The sequence below is a fragment of the Sanguibacter gelidistatuariae genome (genome assembly GCF_900096585.1).
GTDB lineage: Bacteria > Actinomycetota > Actinomycetes > Actinomycetales > Cellulomonadaceae > Sanguibacter > Sanguibacter gelidistatuariae.
Genome location: NZ_FMYH01000008.1, coordinates 109,246 through 127,491, shown reverse-complemented (window position 1 = coordinate 127,491; position 18,246 = coordinate 109,246). Strand labels below are relative to the sequence as shown.

Here is an 18,246-nt window from a genome sequence, read left to right as displayed (position 1 = left end):
GCGGAATTCGGACACCTATCGGCAGGAGGGGCGGGGGCTGAGTCGGGGAGCCGGCCGGGGGTGGCCGGGACCGGGCCTGGACTTGGCCGGGGGTTGCTACGTGCCTGAGGCCTCGTCGTCGGGCAGGCCGAGCCAGCGGTACCAGCCGGTGTGCAGGACGAGCCAGGCCATCAGGCCGTAGCCTGCCTGGCCCGGGTAGACGGACCCGTTGGCGGCGAGGTCGCCGAGCCACTGTTCGTGGTTGACCAGCGGGGTGAAGGTGTCCACGTAGGGCACCCGGCGCCGATTGGCGACGTCGGCGAAGGCTGCGGACAGCTCGCCGAGCCGGTCCCGGTCGGCGGTGAGCCCCGGCGGCGGGCCGACGACGAAGGCGGGGATCCGGCGGTCGTCGGCGACGTCGAGGATGTTGGCCAGGTTGAGGCGGCTGCGGGCCAGGGTGAGGCCGGCTGCGAGGTCCGAGCGGCCCAGGGCGACGACGATGCGCTGGTCGACCGAGGCGTCGCTCGAGGCTCGACGGTTGAACTCACCCTCCCAGCGGGCGCTCAGTGCCGTCGTCGTCTCGCCGGGCACGGCGAGCGGGAAGACCATGGTGAGCGACGGCGCGTGCGTGCGTGCGGTGACCCTGCCCAGCCAACCCAGGCCCTTGGGGTCGCCTACCCCGGCCGCAAGCTCGTCGCCGACGACGCAGATGCGCAGCTGGTCCGGGGATGGCGTGGTCACGGAGGACTCCCAATCAGGTCGGGCGGATGTGCCGGTTGACGTGCACCGTGCCTGTTCAAGGCACTGTGCCATTGTCGGGGAGAAACACGACGGCGGGGTGCGCTAACACGCCGAAGCGTGCGGCGCGCCCCGCCGGGTGGCCGTGTGATCAGCGGGCGAAGGCCGCCTCGACGAGCTCGGTCTGCTCCGTGAGGTGCTTCTTCGCGGAACCGGTCGCCGGTGAGGCCGAGGCGCTGCGGGAGACGACCCGCATCGGGCGGCCGATCTCCGCCGGAGCGTTGAGCGCGATGAACGGCCATGCGCCCTGGTTCTCGGGCTCGTCCTGGACCCACACGAGCTCGGCCTGGCCGAATGGGGCGATGGCCTCGCGCAGCTGGGCGCCCTCGAGCGGGTAGAGCTGCTCGAGCCGGACGATCGCCGTCGCGGTGTCACCGGTCTTGTCGCGGTGGGCGATCAGGTCGTAGTAGACCTTGCCCGAGCACAGCAGCACCCGGTCGAAGGACTCACCCGACGCGGCGCGTGCGGCGGCCGCGTCGTCCCCGATGATCTCGCGGAACGTTCCCGTGGTGAAGTCCTCGGGGGCCGACGCCGCTGCCTTGAGGCGGAGCATCGACTTCGGGGTCATGACCACGAGCGGGCGGCGCGGACGGGCGTAGGCCTGGCGGCGCAGCAGGTGGAAGTGGGAGGCCGGGGTGCTCGGGAAGGCCACCGTGAGGTTGTCCTCGGCGCACAGCTGCAGGAAGCGTTCCAGGCGGGCGGAGGAGTGGTCTGGCCCCTGCCCCTCGAAGCCGTGCGGCAGGAGCAGCACGACCGAGGAGTTCTGGCCCCACTTCTGCTCGGCGGAGGAGATGAACTCGTCGATGATCGACTGCGCACCGTTGACGAAGTCACCGAACTGGGCTTCCCAGAGGACGAGGGCGTCCGGACGCTCGACGGAGTAGCCGTACTCGAAGCCGAGGACCGCGTACTCGCTGAGCGAGGAGTCGTAGACCCAGAACTTCCCCTGGTGCCCGGACAGGTACAGCAGCGGGGTCCACTCGGCGCCGGTCTCGCGGTCGTGCATGACGGCGTGGCGCTGCACGAAGGTGCCGCGGCGCGAGTCCTGACCGGAGAGGCGCACGGGCGTGCCCTCCATGAGCAGGGAGCCGAAGGCGAGGATCTCGCCGTAGCCCCAGTCGATCTTGCCTTCGCTCGACATCTTGGCGCGCTTGTCGAGCAGCTGGCTGAGCTTGGGGTGGACCGTGAAGCCCTCCGGCGGGGTGATGTGGGCGTGGGCGATGCGGTCCAGCACGGACTGGCTGGTCGCGGTCTTCCACCCGACCATCGTCCCGGCGTCGGTGCGCTGGGACTCCGGGCGTTCCAGGCCGGCGATCGGCTCGGACTCGGCCGGCGGGGTGTAGCCACCCTCGCGCGTCTCGGTGAAGACCCGCTCGAGCTGGGCCTGGTAGTCGGCGAGGACCTGCTCGGCCTCGGCGACGCTGATGTCACCGCGGGCTACGAGGTTCTCGGTGTAGAGGTTGCGGACCGAGCGCTTGGCCTCGATGAGGTTGTACATGAGCGGCTGGGTCATCGAGGGGTCGTCGCCCTCGTTGTGACCGCGGCGGCGGTAGCACACCATGTCGATAATGACGTCGGAGTCGAACTGCTCACGGAACTCGAAGGCGAGCTGGGCGACCCGGACCACGGCCTCGGGGTCGTCCCCGTTGACGTGGAAGATCGGCACCTGAAGGCCCTTGGCCACGTCTGTGCAGTACAGCGTGGAACGCGAGGAGGCTGGGCCGGTCGTGAAGCCGACCTGGTTGTTGATGATGACGTGGACGGTCCCGCCGGTGCGGTAGCCGCGCAGCTGGGAGAGGTTGAGGACCTCGGTCACCACGCCCTGGCCGGCGAAGGCCGCGTCGCCGTGGATGAGGATCGGCAGCACGGAGAACCCGTCGCCGCCCAGGTCGATCCGGTCCTGCTTGGCACGGACGATGCCTTCCAGGACGGGGTCGACGGCCTCGAGGTGGGAGGGGTTCGCCGCGAGGTAGACCTTGGTCTTCGCGCCCGACTCGGAGGTGAACGTGCCCTCGGTGCCGAGGTGGTACTTGACGTCTCCGGAGCCCTGCACGGTCCGCGGGTCCTGGTTGCCCTCGAACTCGGAGAAGATCTGCGCGTAGCTCTTGCCGGCGATGTTGGCGAGGATGTTCAGACGGCCGCGGTGGGCCATGCCGATGCAGACCTCGTCGAGGCCGGCCTCAGCCGCCCCGGACAGGACCGCGTCGAGCAGGGCGATGACGGACTCCCCGCCCTCGAGGGAGAAGCGCTTCTGGCCGACGAACTTCGTCTGCAGGAACGTCTCGAAGGCCTCCGCGGCATTGAGCTTGCGCAGGATCCGTAGCTGCTCCTCGCGCGGGGTGCGCTCGTAGCCGGCCTCCAGGCGCGCCTGGAGCCACTTGCGCTGCGTGCGGTCGGCCAGGTGCATGTACTCCGCGCCGATCGTGCGGCAGTAGGAGTCACGCAGCAGACCGAGGATGTCGCGCAGGGTCGCCTTCTTGGTGCCGCCGAACCCGTTCGTGGGGAAGACCCGGTCGAGGTCCCACAGGGTGAGGTCGTGCGTCTGCACGTCCAGGTCGGGGTGCTTGCGCTGGCGGTAGGCCAACGGGTCGGTGTCGGCCATGAGGTGACCGCGGGAGCGGTAGGAGTGGATGAGCTCGGCGATCCGCGCGGGCTTGGCCGCCTCGGCGTCGGCGTCGATCGTGTTGTCACGGACCCAGCGCACGGGCTCGTAGGGGACGCGCAGCGACGAGAAGATGCGGTCGTAGAAGCCGTCCTGGCCGAGCAGCTTGACGCCGAGGATGCGCAGGAAGTCACCGGACTGTGCACCCTGGATGATGCGGTGGTCGTAGGTCGACGTGATCGTCAGGACCTTCGAGATCGCCATCCGGGAGAGCTGCTCGAGGGAGGCGCCGGCGAACTCCGCCGGGTAGTCCATCGCGCCGACGCCGATGATCGTGCCCTGCCCGGCCATGAGGCGCGGGACGGAGTGCACGGTGCCGATCGTGCCGGGGTTGGTGAGCGAGATCGTCGTGCCCTGGAAGTCTTCGACCGTGAGCTTGTTGCCGCGCGCGCGGCGTACGACGTCCTCGTAGGCGGCCCAGAACTGGGCGAAGTCCATCGACTCCGTGCCCTTGATGCTCGGCACGAGGAGCTGGCGGGTGCCGTCCGGCTTGGCCAGGTCGATCGCCAGGCCGAGGTTGACGTGTGCCGGGTGCATGACGGCGGGCTTGCCGTCGAGCAGCGTGTAGCCGGCGTTCATGGCGGGCATCTCGGCGAGGGCCTCGACGAGGGCGAAGCCGATGATGTGGGTGAAGGAGATCTTCCCGCCGCGACCACGGATGAGGTGGTTGTTGATGACGATGCGGTTGTCGACCATGAGCTTGGCCGGGATGGCGCGGACCGACGTCGCGGTGGGCACCCCCAGGCTCGACTCCATGTTGACCACGACGCGCGCGGAGGGGCCGCGCAGCTTCTGCACGTCGTCGGCCTGGGTGGAGGCTTCCGGCTTGTGCTTGGTCTTGGCGACCTCCGCGTAGGGGGCGGTCGACGGCTGCGCGGTCGCCACGGGGGGCGACGTCGGGGAGTCCGCGACGATCGGCGCGGCCTGCGCCTCGGCTGCGATCTGCACCTTCTGCGCCTGGCGGGCTGCCTGCTCGCCGTGCGAGCCGCTCGCGGCGGGCGTGGTGGCCGACGGCGTGGTGGCGGGCGCGGCTGGCGCGCTGGCCGGAGCCGCCGCCGGAGCTGCGGCCGGAGCGGGAGCTGCGGCCGGAGCGGGAGCTGCGGCCGGAGCGGAAGCAGCTGGCGCGGGGGTCACCGGAGCCGCGGCCCCGTCCGATCCGCCGGGCTGGTAGCTCGCGAAGAAGTCCCACCATGCGGGATCGACCGCGTTCTTGTCCTGGAGGTACTGCTCGTACAACTCGTCGACAAGCCACTCGTTGGCGCCGAAGATGGCGCTCACCGCGCTGATCGACTCTGACTCAGCATTCGAGGACACGCTCGGATCGCCCACTTTCACCACAGATCGCTACCGCATGGCGCGGTAATAGACGTCCCCAGCCTAGGGCCTAAAGACCTACCCGTCGGACTGAAGTGGGGCTTATCACCTGGTCACTTTCCCTAAGTTCACCTTGCGCATCAGGAGCAGGCAAACGTCGGGCAACGAGAGTCTGGGGATCGTCCAAAGAGGGTGTCGGAATCGTCTGGGACGGGTATATCAGGCGACGTCCCGGCGCAACGTGGTCAACGCGGCGATCATGGAGCACACGACCGCGTAGCCGGCCAGCACGGCGACCCCCGCTCCCCATGGCAGCAGCTCTCCGATCCCGATCGAGGTGTAGATGCTCCCGCCGGCGATGGCCTCGCTGGCCGCGCCGGGCAGGTAGGTCGAGATCGTAGCTCCCGCGTCGCCGATGCTCGTCAGGCCCAGGCGCAGGATCGCCTCGAGGAACTGGGTGTAGACGAGCACGACGATGATCGCGACCACCTGGTTGATGATGAGGGCGCCCAGCGCCACACCGACCGGGGCCCAGAGCGTGAGGGCCAGGACCGAACGTCCCAGCGCGGCCCAGGTCTCGCCGTCGCCGAGCAGGGTGGGGTGCCCCGTGACGGCGAGGACGGCCGCCCCTGCGGCCGCGGTGCTCAGCGTGCCGGCGAGGCCGTAGAACGCGCCGATCGGCACGGACGCCCCCAGCTTGGCCCAGAGCACGCGTAGCCGGTTCGGTTCGGCGAGGAAGGTGGGGGTGATCGTCTTGTGCCGGAACTCCCCGGTCACCGACAGCGCGCCGATGATCACCGGGAAGACGTAGCCGAAGGTCGCGGCCGTGGAGTACACCGAGCTCAGGATGAGCTCGGGGGTGACCGGGGGCAGGGGCGAGGACGGATCGACGGGGGCCGAGGTGATGGACCAGGCCATGACCGCGCCGAGAAAGGCCATGTACCCGGCCATGGCGATCAGCAGGATCCACCACATGCGGGTCGTGATGAGCTTGCGGTACTCACTGATCAGTGAGGCCTTCATCGCTTCGCTCCGTCGGAGCTCGAGCCGGAGTCGGTCGCGATCATTCGCAGGAAGATGTCTTCGAGCCCTTCTGACTTGTCCATGAGGGCATGGATCTCCAGGTCGGCGGAGAAGGCCGCGGCGCCGAACTCGGCCGTGGTGACGTCGTCGAGCTCGACCGTGGCGGCACCCCGCTCGACTGCGGCACCCTGCTCGACGGCGGTGCCTTCCGCAGGAGCGTCGGTGACGGGCGGGCGCGGGGTCCAGCCCCGGGCCGCGAGCAGCTTCCCCAGGCCGGCGGCGTCTGGGGAGGTCACCTGGATGGAGGTGGAGGCGAGAGCGCTGAGCTCGTCCATGGACGAGGCGTGGATCAGCCGGCCGGCGGCGATGATGACGACGTCGTCCACGGACTGCTGGACCTCGGAGAGCATGTGGCTGGAGACGAGGACCGTCTTGCCCTGCCCGGCGAGGTGACGCAGGAACCCGCGCAGCCACCGGATGCCCTCGGGGTCGAGGCCGTTGGACGGTTCGTCGAGCAGCAGCACCTGCGGGTCTCCGAGCAGAGTCGTGGCGAGGGCCAGGCGCTGGCGCATGCCGAGGGAGTAGCCGCCGACCCGTCGTCGGGCGGCCTGGCCCAGGCCGACCTGCTCGAGCAGCGCGAGGCAGCGAGCGTCGTCGGCCCCGGCGTAGGGAGCGTAGGTGCGCAGGTGGTCCAGGCCGGTGCGGCCGGGGTGGAAGCTGGTCGCCTCGAGGGCGGCGCCCACCTCGCGCAGCGGCTGGGCGATCTGGGCGTAGGGCCGCCCGGAGATCGTCGCGGTCCCGCTCGTGGGGGTGGCCAGGCCGAGCAGCATCCGCAGGGTGGTCGTCTTGCCCGAGCCGTTGGGCCCGAGGAAGCCGGTGACCCGCCCCGGCCGGATGTCGAAGCTCAGGTCCTGGACGGCGCGGACGGCGCCGAAGTGCTTGGTGAGGTTGCGGACACTGACGGTGCCCTGATCCTGGCCGGGAGGTTCCATGCGCCGATGGTACTTGTTCTATCCACACTATAACAACTCGTCCGGCGAGCAGGACGAGCGAGCACGGTGCCGATCAGGCCGGAGGGCCGCCCGCAGCGTCGCCGGCGCCGGAGTCTGTCCAGTCCGCCTCGTCCGGCTCCAGGGCGTCACTGGAGTCCGCGGCCGTCTGGGGGAGGGTGACCCGCATCGTCGCGCCGTCGCGGGTGTCGGCCACCTCGACCGTGCCGCCGTGCAGGTCGACCGCCCACCGCACGATCGCGAGGCCGATCCCCGTCCCGCCCGACGACGTCAGCGCCACCTGGGCGCTGCCCGCGCCGCGGGCGAAACGCTCGAAGATCCGCTGCCGGTCCGCGACCGCGATCCCCGGACCCTGGTCGATCACGTCGAAGACGACCGAGTCGCCGGTGCCCCGGGCGTGGATCGACACCTCCCCGGCGAAGGGGGAGTGGCGGATCGCGTTCTGGAGCAGGTTGATCAGGATCTGGCGCAGCCGCTCCGGGTCCGCGACGAAGGTCAGCCCCTCCGGGGCGACGTCGACCTGGAAGGTCAGCTGCTTGCCGGCTTCCAGGGTCGAGACCGAGTCGAGGGTGTCCTCGAGGAAGTCCGCCGCGTCCAGCCTTGTGAGGTTGAGGTCGGCCGCCCCGGCCTCGATCCGGGACAGGTCGAGCAGGTACGTGATGAGCCGGGTCAGCCGCTCGGTCTGGGTGAGTGCCGTCTGCATGGTGGCGGGGGTCGGCTCGACGACACCGTCAACGAGGTTCTCCAGCTGGGCGTGCAGCGCCGCGACCGGGGTGCGCAGCTCGTGGGAGACGTTGGCGATGAGCTCGCGGCGCACCTGGTCGGAGGACTCCAGGTCCTCGGCCATGATGTTGAACGCCGTCGCGAGCTGACCCACCTCGTCCCGGCTGGTCGCCTGGACCCGACGGCTGTAGTCGCCCTCGGACATCGCTCGCGCGGCCGCGGTCATCTCCCGCAGCGGGGACGTCATGCCCTTGGCGAGCAGCATCGTGAACCCCATGGAGATGATGATCGCGAGCGGGAAGGTGCGCGTGGGACCCAGGGAGTTGCGCAGACCCCACCACGTGATGAACGCCGCCAGGGTGACCGAGGCCACCACGACGATCCCCATCTTGATCTTCAGGGTGCTGAAGCGGTCGAGCGGGCGGACGTCGGGCAGGTGAGGGCGCAGGGGGCGGGGGCGCCGTGGGGTCGACATGGTGGGAGCCGCCTCGCGGATCAGGGGGCGACCGGCGGTTCGAAGGCGTAGCCGACGCCGTGCACGGTTCGGATGAGGTCCGCCCCGAGCTTGCGGCGCAGGGCCTTGATGTGGGAGTCCACCGTGCGGGTGCCGCTCGCGTCGGCCCAGTCCCAGACCTCGGCGAGCAGGCGCTCGCGGGTCTGGACCGTCTTGGGGGAGCTGGCCAGCATGACGAGCAGCTCGAACTCGGTCGGGGTGAGGTGGATCTCCTTGCCTGCCCGGTGCACCCGGCGCTGGGCCTGGTCGATCACGACGTCGCCGATGGTCATCGGCGGCTCTGCCTCGTTGGACGGCGCGGCTGATGCCTGCGCGGCGCGGTCCACCCGGCGCAGCAGGGCCTTGAGCCGGGCGACGAGCTCGCGCATGGAGAAGGGCTTGGTCATGTAGTCGTCGGCGCCGACGCCGAGCCCGATGAGCATGTCCGTCTCGTCGTCGCGGGCGGTGAGCATGAGGATCGGCACGGGGCGCTCGGCCTGGATCCGCCGGCACACCTCGAGGCCGTCGATCCCTGGCAGCATGACGTCGAGCACGACGGCGGAGGGCCGCAGCCTGGAGGCTGCCTCGACGCCGCTGAGTCCGTCCCGGGCGACCTCGGTGCGCCACCCTTCGGCAGTCAGACGCTGCGCGATCGCCGTGGCGATGGCGGGTTCGTCCTCGACGATGAGGATCGTCGCGCCGACTGAGGGGGCCCCGTCGGGGCGAGATGCGATGGCTGACATGTTCACACAATCCCACATCCAGGTCCCTCTCGCCGTCAGAAACGGCGGGTGACGATGCGTCTGTTGTGCGGGGATGCTGTGAGAGTCAGGATGCGCGGGCGCTGCGTCGACTATGTATTCTCAACCTGATGACTGCCGACGACCCGTCTCGACATAGGTCCCCGCCACTCGACCCGCCACTCGACCTGGGGTGTGACGCGCGGTGACCGAGTGGCTCCTGGTCGGCCTCGGGGTGCTCCTGACCCTTGGCACGGCGGTGTTCGTCGCGAGCGAGTTCGCCCTCGTGACGCTGGACCCCGCGGTCGTCGGCGCCGACGACGAGGGGCCCGACGCGCCCGCCTCCGAGGCGGGAGCGGACCGCCGCACCCGCAGCGTGCGGTACGCGCTCAAGCACCTGTCCACCGAGCTGTCCTCGGCCCAGGTGGGCATCACGATCACCACGATCCTGCTGGGCTACACCGCTCAGCCGGCGATCAAGACCCTCATCGAGGGAGCGCTCGGTGGCGGCTCGGTGATCACCGCGACGACAGCCGGCGTGCTCGCGGTCGCCGTCAGCGTCGTCGTGGTGAACTTCTTCTCCATGCTCTTCGGCGAGCTCATCCCGAAGAACTTCGCGCTCAGCCGCCCGCTGGGCACCGCGCGCCTGGTGGTCCCGGTGCAACGGGTCTTCACCCGGGCGCTGCGTCCGCTCATCGCAGCGCTCAACGGATCGGCCAACGTGATCCTGCGGGGGGTGGGCGTCGAGCCCAAGGAGGAGCTCTCGGGCGCCCGGTCGGCCTCCGAGCTCGCGGCTCTGGTCCGGCGCTCCGCGCAGGTCGGGACCCTCGACTCCTCGATGGCGCGACTGCTGACCAACGCCGTCGAGCTCGACGAGCTGACCGCCGGGGATGTGATGACCGACCGGATGCGCGTCGCCGTCGTCTCCCAGGAGGACACCGCCAGCGCGGTGATCGAGCTCGCCCGGCGCACGGGCCACTCCCGGTTCCCGGTCATCGGCGACTCCCGCGACGACATCGTCGGGCTGGTGCACCTGCGCAAGGCGGTCGCCGTCCCGCGGGGACGGCGCGACCAGGTGCCCGCGGTCGCCCTCATGGACGAGGCACCCCGGGTGCCCGAGACCGTGCGGCTCGGTCCGCTGCTCGTGGAGCTACGGTCCTTCGGCCTGCAGATGGCCGTGGTCGTCGACGAGTACGGTGGCACCTCCGGGGTGGTGACCTTCGAGGACGTCGTCGAAGAGCTGGTCGGTGACGTCGCCGACGAGCATGATCCCCGACGCGTGGGAGCGCTGCGGGCGACCGACGGGTCCTGGGTCGTCCCGGGGCTGCTGCGCCCGGACGAGCTCGAGGAACGGACCGGTATGAGGCTTCCCGAGGAACCTGACTACGAGACGCTCGGCGGACTCGTGATGGCCCGCCTGGGCCGGATCCCGGTGGTCGGGGACACGGTTCGGGTCGACTCAGACCTTGACGCGAGTCCGGTGACCGCGACGGTCGAGGCCATGGACGGGCGGCGCGTGGAGCGCCTGCGCCTACGGACGAAGGGGGAGTCATGAGCCCGGGTCTTGCCCTCGTGATCGGCGTCGCGCTGCTGGCCGGGAACGCCTTCTTCGTCGGGGCGGAGTTTGCCATCATCTCCGCGCGCCGCAGCGCGATCGAACCGCTCGCGCTCGGGGGCAACAAGCGCGCCACGACCGTGCTGTGGGCGATGGAGCACCTTTCGCTCATGCTTGCCTGCGCCCAGCTCGGGGTGACGCTCTGCTCGGTGACGCTCGGGGTGATCGCCGAGCCTGCGCTCGCGCACCTCATCGCGCCCCCGCTCGCCTCGCTCGGGGTGCCCGGCGCGCTGATCCACCCGATCGCCTTCGTGGTGGCCCTGGCGATCGTCGTCTATCTGCACGTCGTCTTCGGTGAGATGGTGCCCAAGAACCTCTCGGTCTCAGGCCCGGACAAGGCCGTCATGTGGTTCGGCCCGCCCCTGGTCTACATCGGCCGCGCGGTGCGGCCGATCATCGTCGCGCTCAACTGGCTGGCCAACCATGCGGTCCGGCTGGCCGGCGTCGAGCCCAAGGACGAGGTCGCGTCGGCGTTCACGGCCGAGGAGGTCCAGTCGATCCTCGAGCACTCGCGGGCACAGGGCTCCCTCGACGACTCCCAGGGGCTGCTGGCCGGTGCGATCCAGTTCTCGGAGCGGATGGCGGTCGACGTCATGGTCCCGGTCGCCGATCTGGTCACGCTCGCCGTAGGCTGCACGGCCGACGACGTCGAGGGCCTGGTCGCCAAGACCGGCTTCAGCCGGTTCCCGGTCGCCGACGCCGACGCCGACCTGCTCGGGTACCTGCACCTCAAGGACGTCCTCTTCGCGAGCGAGGAGCAACGGGACACCCCGCTTCAGGTGTGGCGTATCCGTGCCCTCGCCGAGGCATCACCGGGCGACGAGGTCGAGGCCGTCCTGCAGGCCATGCAGCGGTCCGGGGCGCACCTCGCCCGGGTGTGGGACGGGACGAGCGTGCTGGGCGTGGTGTTTCTTGAGGATATCCTCGAAGAGCTCGTCGGCGAGGTCCGTGATGCCATGCAGCGTGAGGCCCGATAGCAGTTCTGACGGGCTGATCTGGGGGTTCGCAGGGGGTCCACGAGGGGCGCACAGGATCTTGGCCTCGGAAGGGGGCCAGGGGCTTGGAATGTCAGCGATCCTTCGTTACTATTTCGTGATAGTACTTGCGGTCTTGTTTCCCGAGCCTGCTGTCGATAGACAGGGCACGAGATGAAACGAGACCGCTTCGTCTGCCCGGGCGTACGGCCCGGGCTCGCCAGAGCATCATGGAGGTGAAGTGGAGCAGCATTCCGACCTGACATCAGGTGACGCTCCCCTCTCCCGTAGGGCTCTTCGCGAAGCAGCCGAGCGGGAATCCCGACGTCCGAACCGGACGCGACGGACCAACGCAGCATCATCCCGAGCAGCGGTCGCCCCCGGGCACCGCTGGATCCCTCGGGCAGCGATCTTGACCAGCCTCGCAGTGGCGACCATCGCCATCCCGCTGACCGCCGGAACGGGGACCTCCGGGTCCTCCGACATCGCGGCCGAGGCTGTCGAACCGGCCACTGCGCCGGTCGGCCCCAGCACCCTCTCGATCGTCGGCGCTGCCGGCGCCGAGGAAGCCCCACCGGCCAGCCTGGCCCAAGCAGTCTCGGCCGAGGAGCGAACCGTGCTGGCCGCCAGCCGGAGCGAGGAGCGTTCACCGCTCCCGGGCTGTGACAGCTCGGCCGTGTCCCAGGGGACGAACGGCAATCTGTCCAAAGACAGCCTGTGCGAGCTGTGGGGCAGTGGCACCTACGTCCGCGCCGACGCAGCAGTGGCCCTCGCGGCCCTCAACGAGTCCTACGTCCAGACCTTCGGCGTGAACATGGGCATCACTGACGGCTACCGCACGCTGTCCTCGCAGTACTCGCTCAAGAGCACCAAGGGCGCCATCGCGGCGACCCCGGGCAAGTCCGAGCACGGCTGGGGACTGGCCGTGGACCTGCGGCCCGAGACCTACCAGTCGGCCGTGAAGACCAAGTGGCTGCGGACCAACGCCCCGCTCTTCGGCTGGGACAACCCCGCCTGGGCGCGTCCCGGCGGATCGGGCGCGACCGAACCCTGGCACTGGGAGTTCACCGAGGGTGTCGAAGCCCACGGCTGACGCAGCCAGCACAGAAGTACAGCTGAACTGAGATGTGGCCCCGCACCATCAGGTGCGGGGCCACATCTGTCTGTCCGTCCGAGGTCCCCGTGCGCAAGTGTGGGTGGGCCGGAACTGAGACGGGCTCTGGGCACGCAGCCAGCCCCGACCGGGTGGCCCGGTCGGGGCTGAACGCGGCGGTTGGCCGGCGGCGTCTTTCCGCCGCCGGCGGGGGCCTACTTGCCCGACCTGCGCGGCGCCTTCTTCGCGGGAGCCGAGGCCGCGTCGTCGGGCACGGGAGCTGGAGCGGCGAGGTCGGCGGCCGGCTCGGCGCCGGTCTCGATCGCTGCCTCGACGACCGCGGCGCGGCCGGTCCGGACCTCACCGTAGGAGGTGCCGTAGTACGCGGCCTCCATGATCGTCTTCATGTCGTCGAGCATCGGCATGCGCGGGTTGGCCGGTGCGCACTGGTCCTCGTAGGCGGCCATGGCCAGCGAGTCGAGGCTTGCGATGAAGTCCTCCTCGCTCACGCCCTGCGCCTGGAAGGAGCGGGGGATGCCGACCTTGTCGCGCAGCTCCTCCACGGCCCGGGCGTAGGACTCCACACCCTCCTGGGGGGTCGAGGCCGCGAGGCCCAGGTGCTTGGCGATCTCCTGGAAACGCTCGGGAGCGACGTAGTGCTCGTACTTGGGCCAGCTCGTGAGCTTGGTCGGCACGGTGCCGTTGTAGCGGATGACGTGCGGCAGGTACGTGGCGTTGGTGCGGCCGTGGATCAGGTGGAAGGCCGAACCGGTCACGTGCGCCATGGCGTGCACGATGCCCAGGAACGCGTTGCCGAAGGCCATACCGGCGATCGTGGCGGCGTTGTGCATCTTCTCGCGGGCCTTGACGACCTCGTTGTCCGTGCTGCCCGGGCCGCCCACGACCGACTTCTCGATGTTCTCGAAGACGAGCTTGATCGCGTGCAGGCACAGGCCGTCGGTGAAGTCGTTCGCGTACACCGAGACGTAGGCCTCGGTCGCGTGGGTCAGGGCGTCGAAGCCGGAGTCCGCGGCGAGGAAGCCGGGCATCATGGCGGTCAGCGCCGGGTCGACGATCGCGACGGTCGGGGTCAGCGCGTAGTCGGCGAGCGGGTACTTCTTGCCGGTGACCGGGTCGGTGATGACCGCGAACGGCGTCATCTCCGAGCCGGTGCCCGAGGTGGTCGGGATGCAGACGAGCTTGGCCTTCTCGCCGAGGTCGGGGAACTTGAAGGCACGCTTGCGGACGTCGAAGAACTTCTCCTTCATGTCCGCGAACTCGATCTCGGGGTGCTCGTAGAGCAGCCACATGACCTTCGCGGCGTCCATCGGCGAGCCACCGCCGAGGGCGATGATCGTGTCCGGGTTGAAGGCCCGCATGAGCTCGGCGCCGGCCTGGACCGAGTCGACCGTGGGTTCGGGCAGGATGTCGTCGATGATCTGCAGGGCGACGCGCTCGCCGCGACGGTTGAGCACGTCGAGGATCTTGTCGACGAAGCCGAGGCGGGTCATGGTGGCGTCGGTGACGATCGTGACCCGGCTGATGCCGCGCATGTCGGCCAGGTAGCGGATCGCGTTCGGCTCGAAGTACGTCTTGGCGGGAACCTTGAACCACTGCAAGTTGTTGTTCCTCCGGCCGATGCGCTTGATGTTGACGAGGTTGACTGCCGAGACGTTGTTCGAGACGGAGTTGTGTCCGTAGGAGCCGCAGCCGAGGGTCAGCGAGGGGATGAAGGCGTTGTAGATGTCGCCGATGCCACCGAGCGAGCTGGGGGCGTTCGTGATGATGCGGACGGCCTTGACGCGTGAGCCGAACTCCTCGATGAGGGCCTGGTTCTCGCTGTGGATCGAGCCTGAGTGGCCCAGTCCGTCGAACTCGACCATCTGCTCGGAGAGCGAGATGCCCTCCTCGGCGTTCTCCGCGCGCAGCACCGCGAGCACGGGGCACAGCTTCTCGCGGGTCAGTGGCTCGTGCGGTCCGACGCCGGAGACCTCGGCGAGGATGATCGACGTGTCCTCGGGGACGGTGAAGCCCGCCTGGGCGGCGATCCACGCGGGGGACTGGCCCACGACCGTGGCGTTGAGCTTGGCGTCGCCGCAGTTGGTGCCGTTGGCCTGGACCCCGAAGATGAACTCTTCGAGCAGGGCCTTTTCGGCCGGGGTGGTGCGGTAGGCGTGCAGGATCGCGAACTCGGCCATGGCCTCGTCGTAGATCGGGGCGTCGAGGATGACGGCCTGCTCCGAGGCGCAGATCATGCCGTTGTCGAAGGCCTTGGAGAGCACGACGTCGTTCACGGCCCGCTTGAGCTTGGCTGAGCGCTCGATGAAGGCGGGCACGTTGCCGGCGCCGACGCCGAGGGCGGGCTTGCCGCAGGAGTACGCCGCGCGGACCATGGCGTTGCCACCGGTGGCCAGGATGAGGGCGATACCCGGGTGGTTCATGAGCAGGTTGGTGGCCTCGAGGGAGGGGTGCTCGACCCACTGGATGCAGTCCTTGGGGGCACCGGCAGCCACGGCGGCGTCGCGCACGACGCGGGCGGCGGCGACCGAGGACTGCTGGGCCGAGGGGTGGAAGCCGAAGACGATCGGGTTGCGGGTCTTCAGCGCGATGAGGGACTTGAAGATCGCGGTCGACGTCGGGTTGGTCACCGGGGTGACGCCGCAGATGACGCCGACCGGCTCGGCGATCTCGGTGATGCCGGTCAGCTCGTCGCGGCTGATGATCCCGACGGTCTTGAGCTTGAGCATGGAGTTCGTCACGTGCTCGCACGCGAAGATGTTCTTCACTGCCTTGTCCTCGAAGACCCCACGGCCGGTCTCCTTGACCGCGTGCAGGGCCAGCTCGCCGTGCTGGTTGAGGGCGGCGACCGACGCCTTCTTGACGATGTGGTCGATCTGCTCCTGCGTGAAGCTCGCGTACTCCTTGAGAGCGACGTTGCCGGCGGTGACGAGCGTGTCGATCTCTTGGGCGACGGTGCCGGTGGTCGGGGCGTCGGTGAGAGTCATCATGTCCTCTTCTGGGGCTGCCTGCGGTGGGGATCTGTTGTGTTGATCACAACGCTATCCGGACACTTGGCGCGGGCCATGCGTCAAAGGTCCCATGTTTTCTCTGGGGTGTTCGGGTGGTTTGTGCGGTCGTGTCGGCGCCGCGCGGATCAGGTCGGGTGTCCACCTCACATCCGGGTGTCCTGCGGCGTCTACCCAGTGACTGGAAGAATGGGCGGGCGCTGACCCCGGCGGCCCCGCCCGTTCCCCGCCCGTTCCCCGCCCGTTCCCCGCCCGTTCCCCACCCATTCCCGACCAGACCAAGCCCGAGAAGGCAGTCATGAAGACGTACACGGTGATCGACTCACCGCTCGGCCCGCTCACCGCGGTCGCGACCGCGGCGGTCCTGAGCGGGCTGTACATGCAGCGCGCCGCGCACCTGCCCGCGTCCTTCGGCGAGCCCGTCGCAGGCACGTTGTCCGACGCCGCCTTCGACCAGCTCCGTGAGGAGCTCGCCGAGTACTTTGCCCGGGCACGCACGGAGTTCACGGTCGCGACGGCCGCGAGCGGCACCCCGTTCCAGACCAGGGTCTGGCGCGCCCTCGCCGAGATCCCCTACGGGCAGACCCGCACCTACGGCCAGCTTGCCGTCGAGCTCGGTGACCCCCGGGTGGTGCGCGCGGTCGGTGCGGCCAACGGCCGCAATCCCATCTCGATCGTCGTGCCCTGCCACCGGGTGATCGGGGCGGACGGTGCGCTCACCGGGTATGCGGGCGGTCTCGAGCGCAAGGAGCTCCTGCTCGCCCTCGAAGACCCGGCCCGAGCCCGCGCCACCCCGCTGTTTTGAAGCGGGTGCTGTTCTGATGCGAGCGCCTTTCGACGACCTCGTCACCCGGCACGGACCTGCGATCCTGCGGGTCTGCCGGGCCGTCGTGGGCTGGTCCGACGCCGAGGACGTGTGGTCGGAGACCTTTCTTGCGGCCCTGCGCGCCTATCCCGACCTGCCCGACGGCGCCAACGTCGAGGCCTGGCTCGTGACGATCGCCAAACGCAAGGGGATCGACGCCCTGCGCGCCGGCGCCCGCCGCGCGCTGCCAGTCGAGACGGTTCCAGACCGGGGCATCCGCGACCCAGAACCCGACGCGGAGCTCCAGACGGCGCTCGCAGAGCTGACGCCTCGCCAACGCGAGGTCATCGCCTATCACGTGCTCGGCGGGCTGCCCTATGCGGAGGTCGCCGAGATCGTCGGCGGGACGGCCGCGGCGGCCCGGCGAGCCGCGGCCGACGGGCTCGCCCGGCTGCGGCGCATCTACGCTGCGGCCGACTCTGACCTATGGGAGGCACATCGTGGCTGATTCACCGATCGGAGAGTCTCTCTTCGCCTCGCTCCTGGCCCCCGACGACGCGGCGCTCGACCGCCTGCGCTCACGCCTCGCGCTCGCGGCGGCCGCCGACGGGCTGCTCGATGTCGCCTACCGCACGATCGACTCACCCATCGGGGGACTGCTGCTCGCCGCGACCGAGGAAGGCCTCGTCCGCGTCGCCTTCGAGAGCGAGGGCTTCGACTTCGTCCTGGACGAGCTCGGGCGCCAGCTCGGCTCTCGGGTGCTGCGCGCACCCGCCCGCCTCGACGCCGCGGCGAGCGAGCTCGAGGAGTACTTCGCCGGCCGGCGCCGCGACTTCGACCTGCCCCTCGACCTCGCCCTGACATCGGGCTTCCGGCGGGACGTCGTCGCGCACCTGCCCGACATCGCCTACGGGAGCACCGCGAGCTACGCGGCCGTCGCCGAGCTTGCCGGGAGCCCGCGGGCGACCCGGGCGGTCGGCACGGCGTGCGCGCGCAACCCGTTGCCGCTCGTCATGCCGTGCCACCGGGTGGTGCGCTCGGACGGCAGCCTGGGGCAGTACCGCGGGGGAGAGGCGGCCAAGCGGTGGCTGCTCGCCCTCGAGCAGGGATGAACGCCGTGCAGCCTGGCTACGCGGTGCAGCTCGGGTACGCCCTGCCGATGACCCTTGATCCGCTGCTGCGGACCATCAACGCGCACGCCGTGCCCGGAGTCGAGGAGTGCGACGTGGCCGGTCGGTGGCACTCCCGGGTCGTGCGCGGGGGCGACCTCGTCGTCACGGTCGAGTGGGGGCAGCCCGGTGAACTGACCCTGAGCGCGACGGGGACCGGCGGTCCGGTCGTCGTCGACGAGGACCTCGTGGCGCTCGTGCGTCGATGGCTCGACCTCGACCGGGACGTCGTCGCGGCGGACGTGCACCTGGGTGCCTCCGCGCTGCTCCGGCCACTCGTTCGGGCCCGGCCCGGACTACGGGTGCTCGGCTCCACGGACGGTTTCGAGACCGCTGTGATGACGGTGCTCGGCCAGCAGGTCTCCCTCGCGGCGGCGCGGACCTTCGGCGGACGGCTTGTGGCCGGGCTCGGCGTTCCTGCACCGGCCGGCATGCGTGCCTTCCCCGGTCCTGAGGTCCTCGCCTCGATCGACGCCGAGGAGCTGCGCGCGCTCGTAGGTCTCACCCGGGCACGCGCGGCCACCGTGGTGAGCCTGGCGCGCGCCGTGGCCGACGGCGCTGTGCAGCTCGGGCAGGACAGCGACACGGGCGTGCAGGTGCGGGCAGCCTTGCTCGTGGTGCCCGGGATCGGCCCGTGGACCGCGGACTACCTGGCGCTGCGCGTGCTGGGGGACCGTGACGCCTACCCCGCCGACGACCTCGTGCTCAAGCGAGCCCTCGGGGTGACCACCGGGCGGGCTGCGGCCGCACTCAGCGGTGGCTGGGCACCGTGGCGCGCCTGCGCCGTGACGCACCTGTGGACGCAGGCCGTCTACGGCTGAC

14 protein-coding genes are annotated in these 18,246 nt (G+C 70.1%); 7 read left to right on the top strand and 7 right to left on the bottom strand.

The features are described 5' to 3' along the window. Positions 1-96: 96 nt before the first annotated feature. From BLQ50_RS15950 to BLQ50_RS15925, 6 genes are all read right to left on the bottom strand, one after another. Complete coding sequence (locus BLQ50_RS15950; RefSeq protein ID WP_245701314.1) at positions 97-720, bottom strand: GDSL-type esterase/lipase family protein; 624 nt, start codon at positions 718-720, stop codon at positions 97-99. 148 nt (positions 721-868) lie between these two features. Further along, entirely contained in the window at positions 869-4,726 is a 3,858-nt protein-coding gene (locus tag BLQ50_RS15945; RefSeq protein WP_425424110.1) for a multifunctional oxoglutarate decarboxylase/oxoglutarate dehydrogenase thiamine pyrophosphate-binding subunit/dihydrolipoyllysine-residue succinyltransferase subunit, read from the bottom strand. A gap of 246 nt (positions 4,727-4,972) precedes the next feature. Then, on the bottom strand, positions 4,973-5,776 hold the full coding sequence (locus tag BLQ50_RS15940; protein WP_093185799.1) for an ABC transporter permease: 804 nt from the start codon (positions 5,774-5,776) through the stop codon (positions 4,973-4,975). Further along, on the bottom strand, positions 5,773-6,768 hold the full coding sequence (locus BLQ50_RS15935; RefSeq protein WP_093185796.1) for an ABC transporter ATP-binding protein: 996 nt from the start codon (positions 6,766-6,768) through the stop codon (positions 5,773-5,775). Before BLQ50_RS15935 ends, BLQ50_RS15940 begins: the two co-directional genes overlap by 4 nt. Positions 6,769-6,841: 73 nt before the next feature. Continuing rightward, the gene (locus BLQ50_RS15930; protein WP_093185794.1) at positions 6,842-7,984 is read right to left on the bottom strand and encodes a HAMP domain-containing sensor histidine kinase; all 1,143 of its coding nucleotides are present in this window, start codon (positions 7,982-7,984) and stop codon (positions 6,842-6,844) included. Positions 7,985-8,004: 20 nt separating this feature from the next. After that, complete coding sequence (locus tag BLQ50_RS15925) at positions 8,005-8,745, bottom strand: response regulator transcription factor (RefSeq protein ID WP_093185949.1); 741 nt, start codon at positions 8,743-8,745, stop codon at positions 8,005-8,007. A gap of 202 nt (positions 8,746-8,947) precedes the next feature. Here BLQ50_RS15925 and BLQ50_RS15920 point away from each other — a divergent pair, with 202 nt between their 5' ends. The 3 genes from BLQ50_RS15920 to BLQ50_RS15910 all read left to right on the top strand — a co-directional run bounded on the left by BLQ50_RS15920 (position 8,948) and on the right by BLQ50_RS15910 (position 12,424). Further along, the gene (locus BLQ50_RS15920) at positions 8,948-10,297 is read left to right on the top strand and encodes a hemolysin family protein (protein WP_093185791.1); all 1,350 of its coding nucleotides are present in this window, start codon (positions 8,948-8,950) and stop codon (positions 10,295-10,297) included. Then, complete coding sequence (locus tag BLQ50_RS15915; RefSeq protein WP_093185788.1) at positions 10,294-11,334, top strand: hemolysin family protein; 1,041 nt, start codon at positions 10,294-10,296, stop codon at positions 11,332-11,334. The genes BLQ50_RS15920 and BLQ50_RS15915 overlap by 4 nt, the downstream gene beginning before the upstream one ends. Before the next feature lie 409 nt (positions 11,335-11,743). Beyond that, positions 11,744-12,424 (top strand): M15 family metallopeptidase, encoded by a 681-nt coding sequence (locus BLQ50_RS15910; RefSeq protein ID WP_245701313.1) that lies wholly within the window; start codon positions 11,744-11,746, stop codon positions 12,422-12,424. A gap of 215 nt (positions 12,425-12,639) precedes the next feature. On the opposite strand, the gene adhE is transcribed toward BLQ50_RS15910, so the two are convergent. Next, complete coding sequence (gene adhE / locus BLQ50_RS15905; RefSeq protein ID WP_245701322.1) at positions 12,640-15,429, bottom strand: bifunctional acetaldehyde-CoA/alcohol dehydrogenase; 2,790 nt, start codon at positions 15,427-15,429, stop codon at positions 12,640-12,642. 319 nt (positions 15,430-15,748) lie between these two features. Between adhE and BLQ50_RS15900 the strand changes: the two genes are divergently transcribed. From BLQ50_RS15900 to BLQ50_RS15885, 4 genes are read left to right on the top strand one after another with little or no spacing between them, the layout of a single operon-like run. After that, positions 15,749-16,255, top strand: a complete 507-nt coding sequence (locus BLQ50_RS15900; RefSeq protein WP_093185785.1) for a methylated-DNA--[protein]-cysteine S-methyltransferase — start codon at positions 15,749-15,751, stop codon at positions 16,253-16,255. A 16-nt stretch (positions 16,256-16,271) separates the two neighbouring features. Then, positions 16,272-16,763: an RNA polymerase sigma factor gene (locus BLQ50_RS15895; protein WP_093185783.1), complete on the top strand. Its 492-nt coding sequence runs from the start codon at positions 16,272-16,274 to the stop codon at positions 16,761-16,763. Continuing rightward, on the top strand, positions 16,756-17,367 hold the full coding sequence (locus BLQ50_RS15890; RefSeq protein WP_175559157.1) for a methylated-DNA--[protein]-cysteine S-methyltransferase: 612 nt from the start codon (positions 16,756-16,758) through the stop codon (positions 17,365-17,367). The genes BLQ50_RS15895 and BLQ50_RS15890 overlap by 8 nt, the downstream gene beginning before the upstream one ends. Further along, complete coding sequence (locus BLQ50_RS15885) at positions 17,364-18,245, top strand: DNA-3-methyladenine glycosylase family protein (RefSeq protein ID WP_093185780.1); 882 nt, start codon at positions 17,364-17,366, stop codon at positions 18,243-18,245. Before BLQ50_RS15890 ends, BLQ50_RS15885 begins: the two co-directional genes overlap by 4 nt. The last annotated feature ends 1 nt before the right edge of the window (position 18,246 follow it).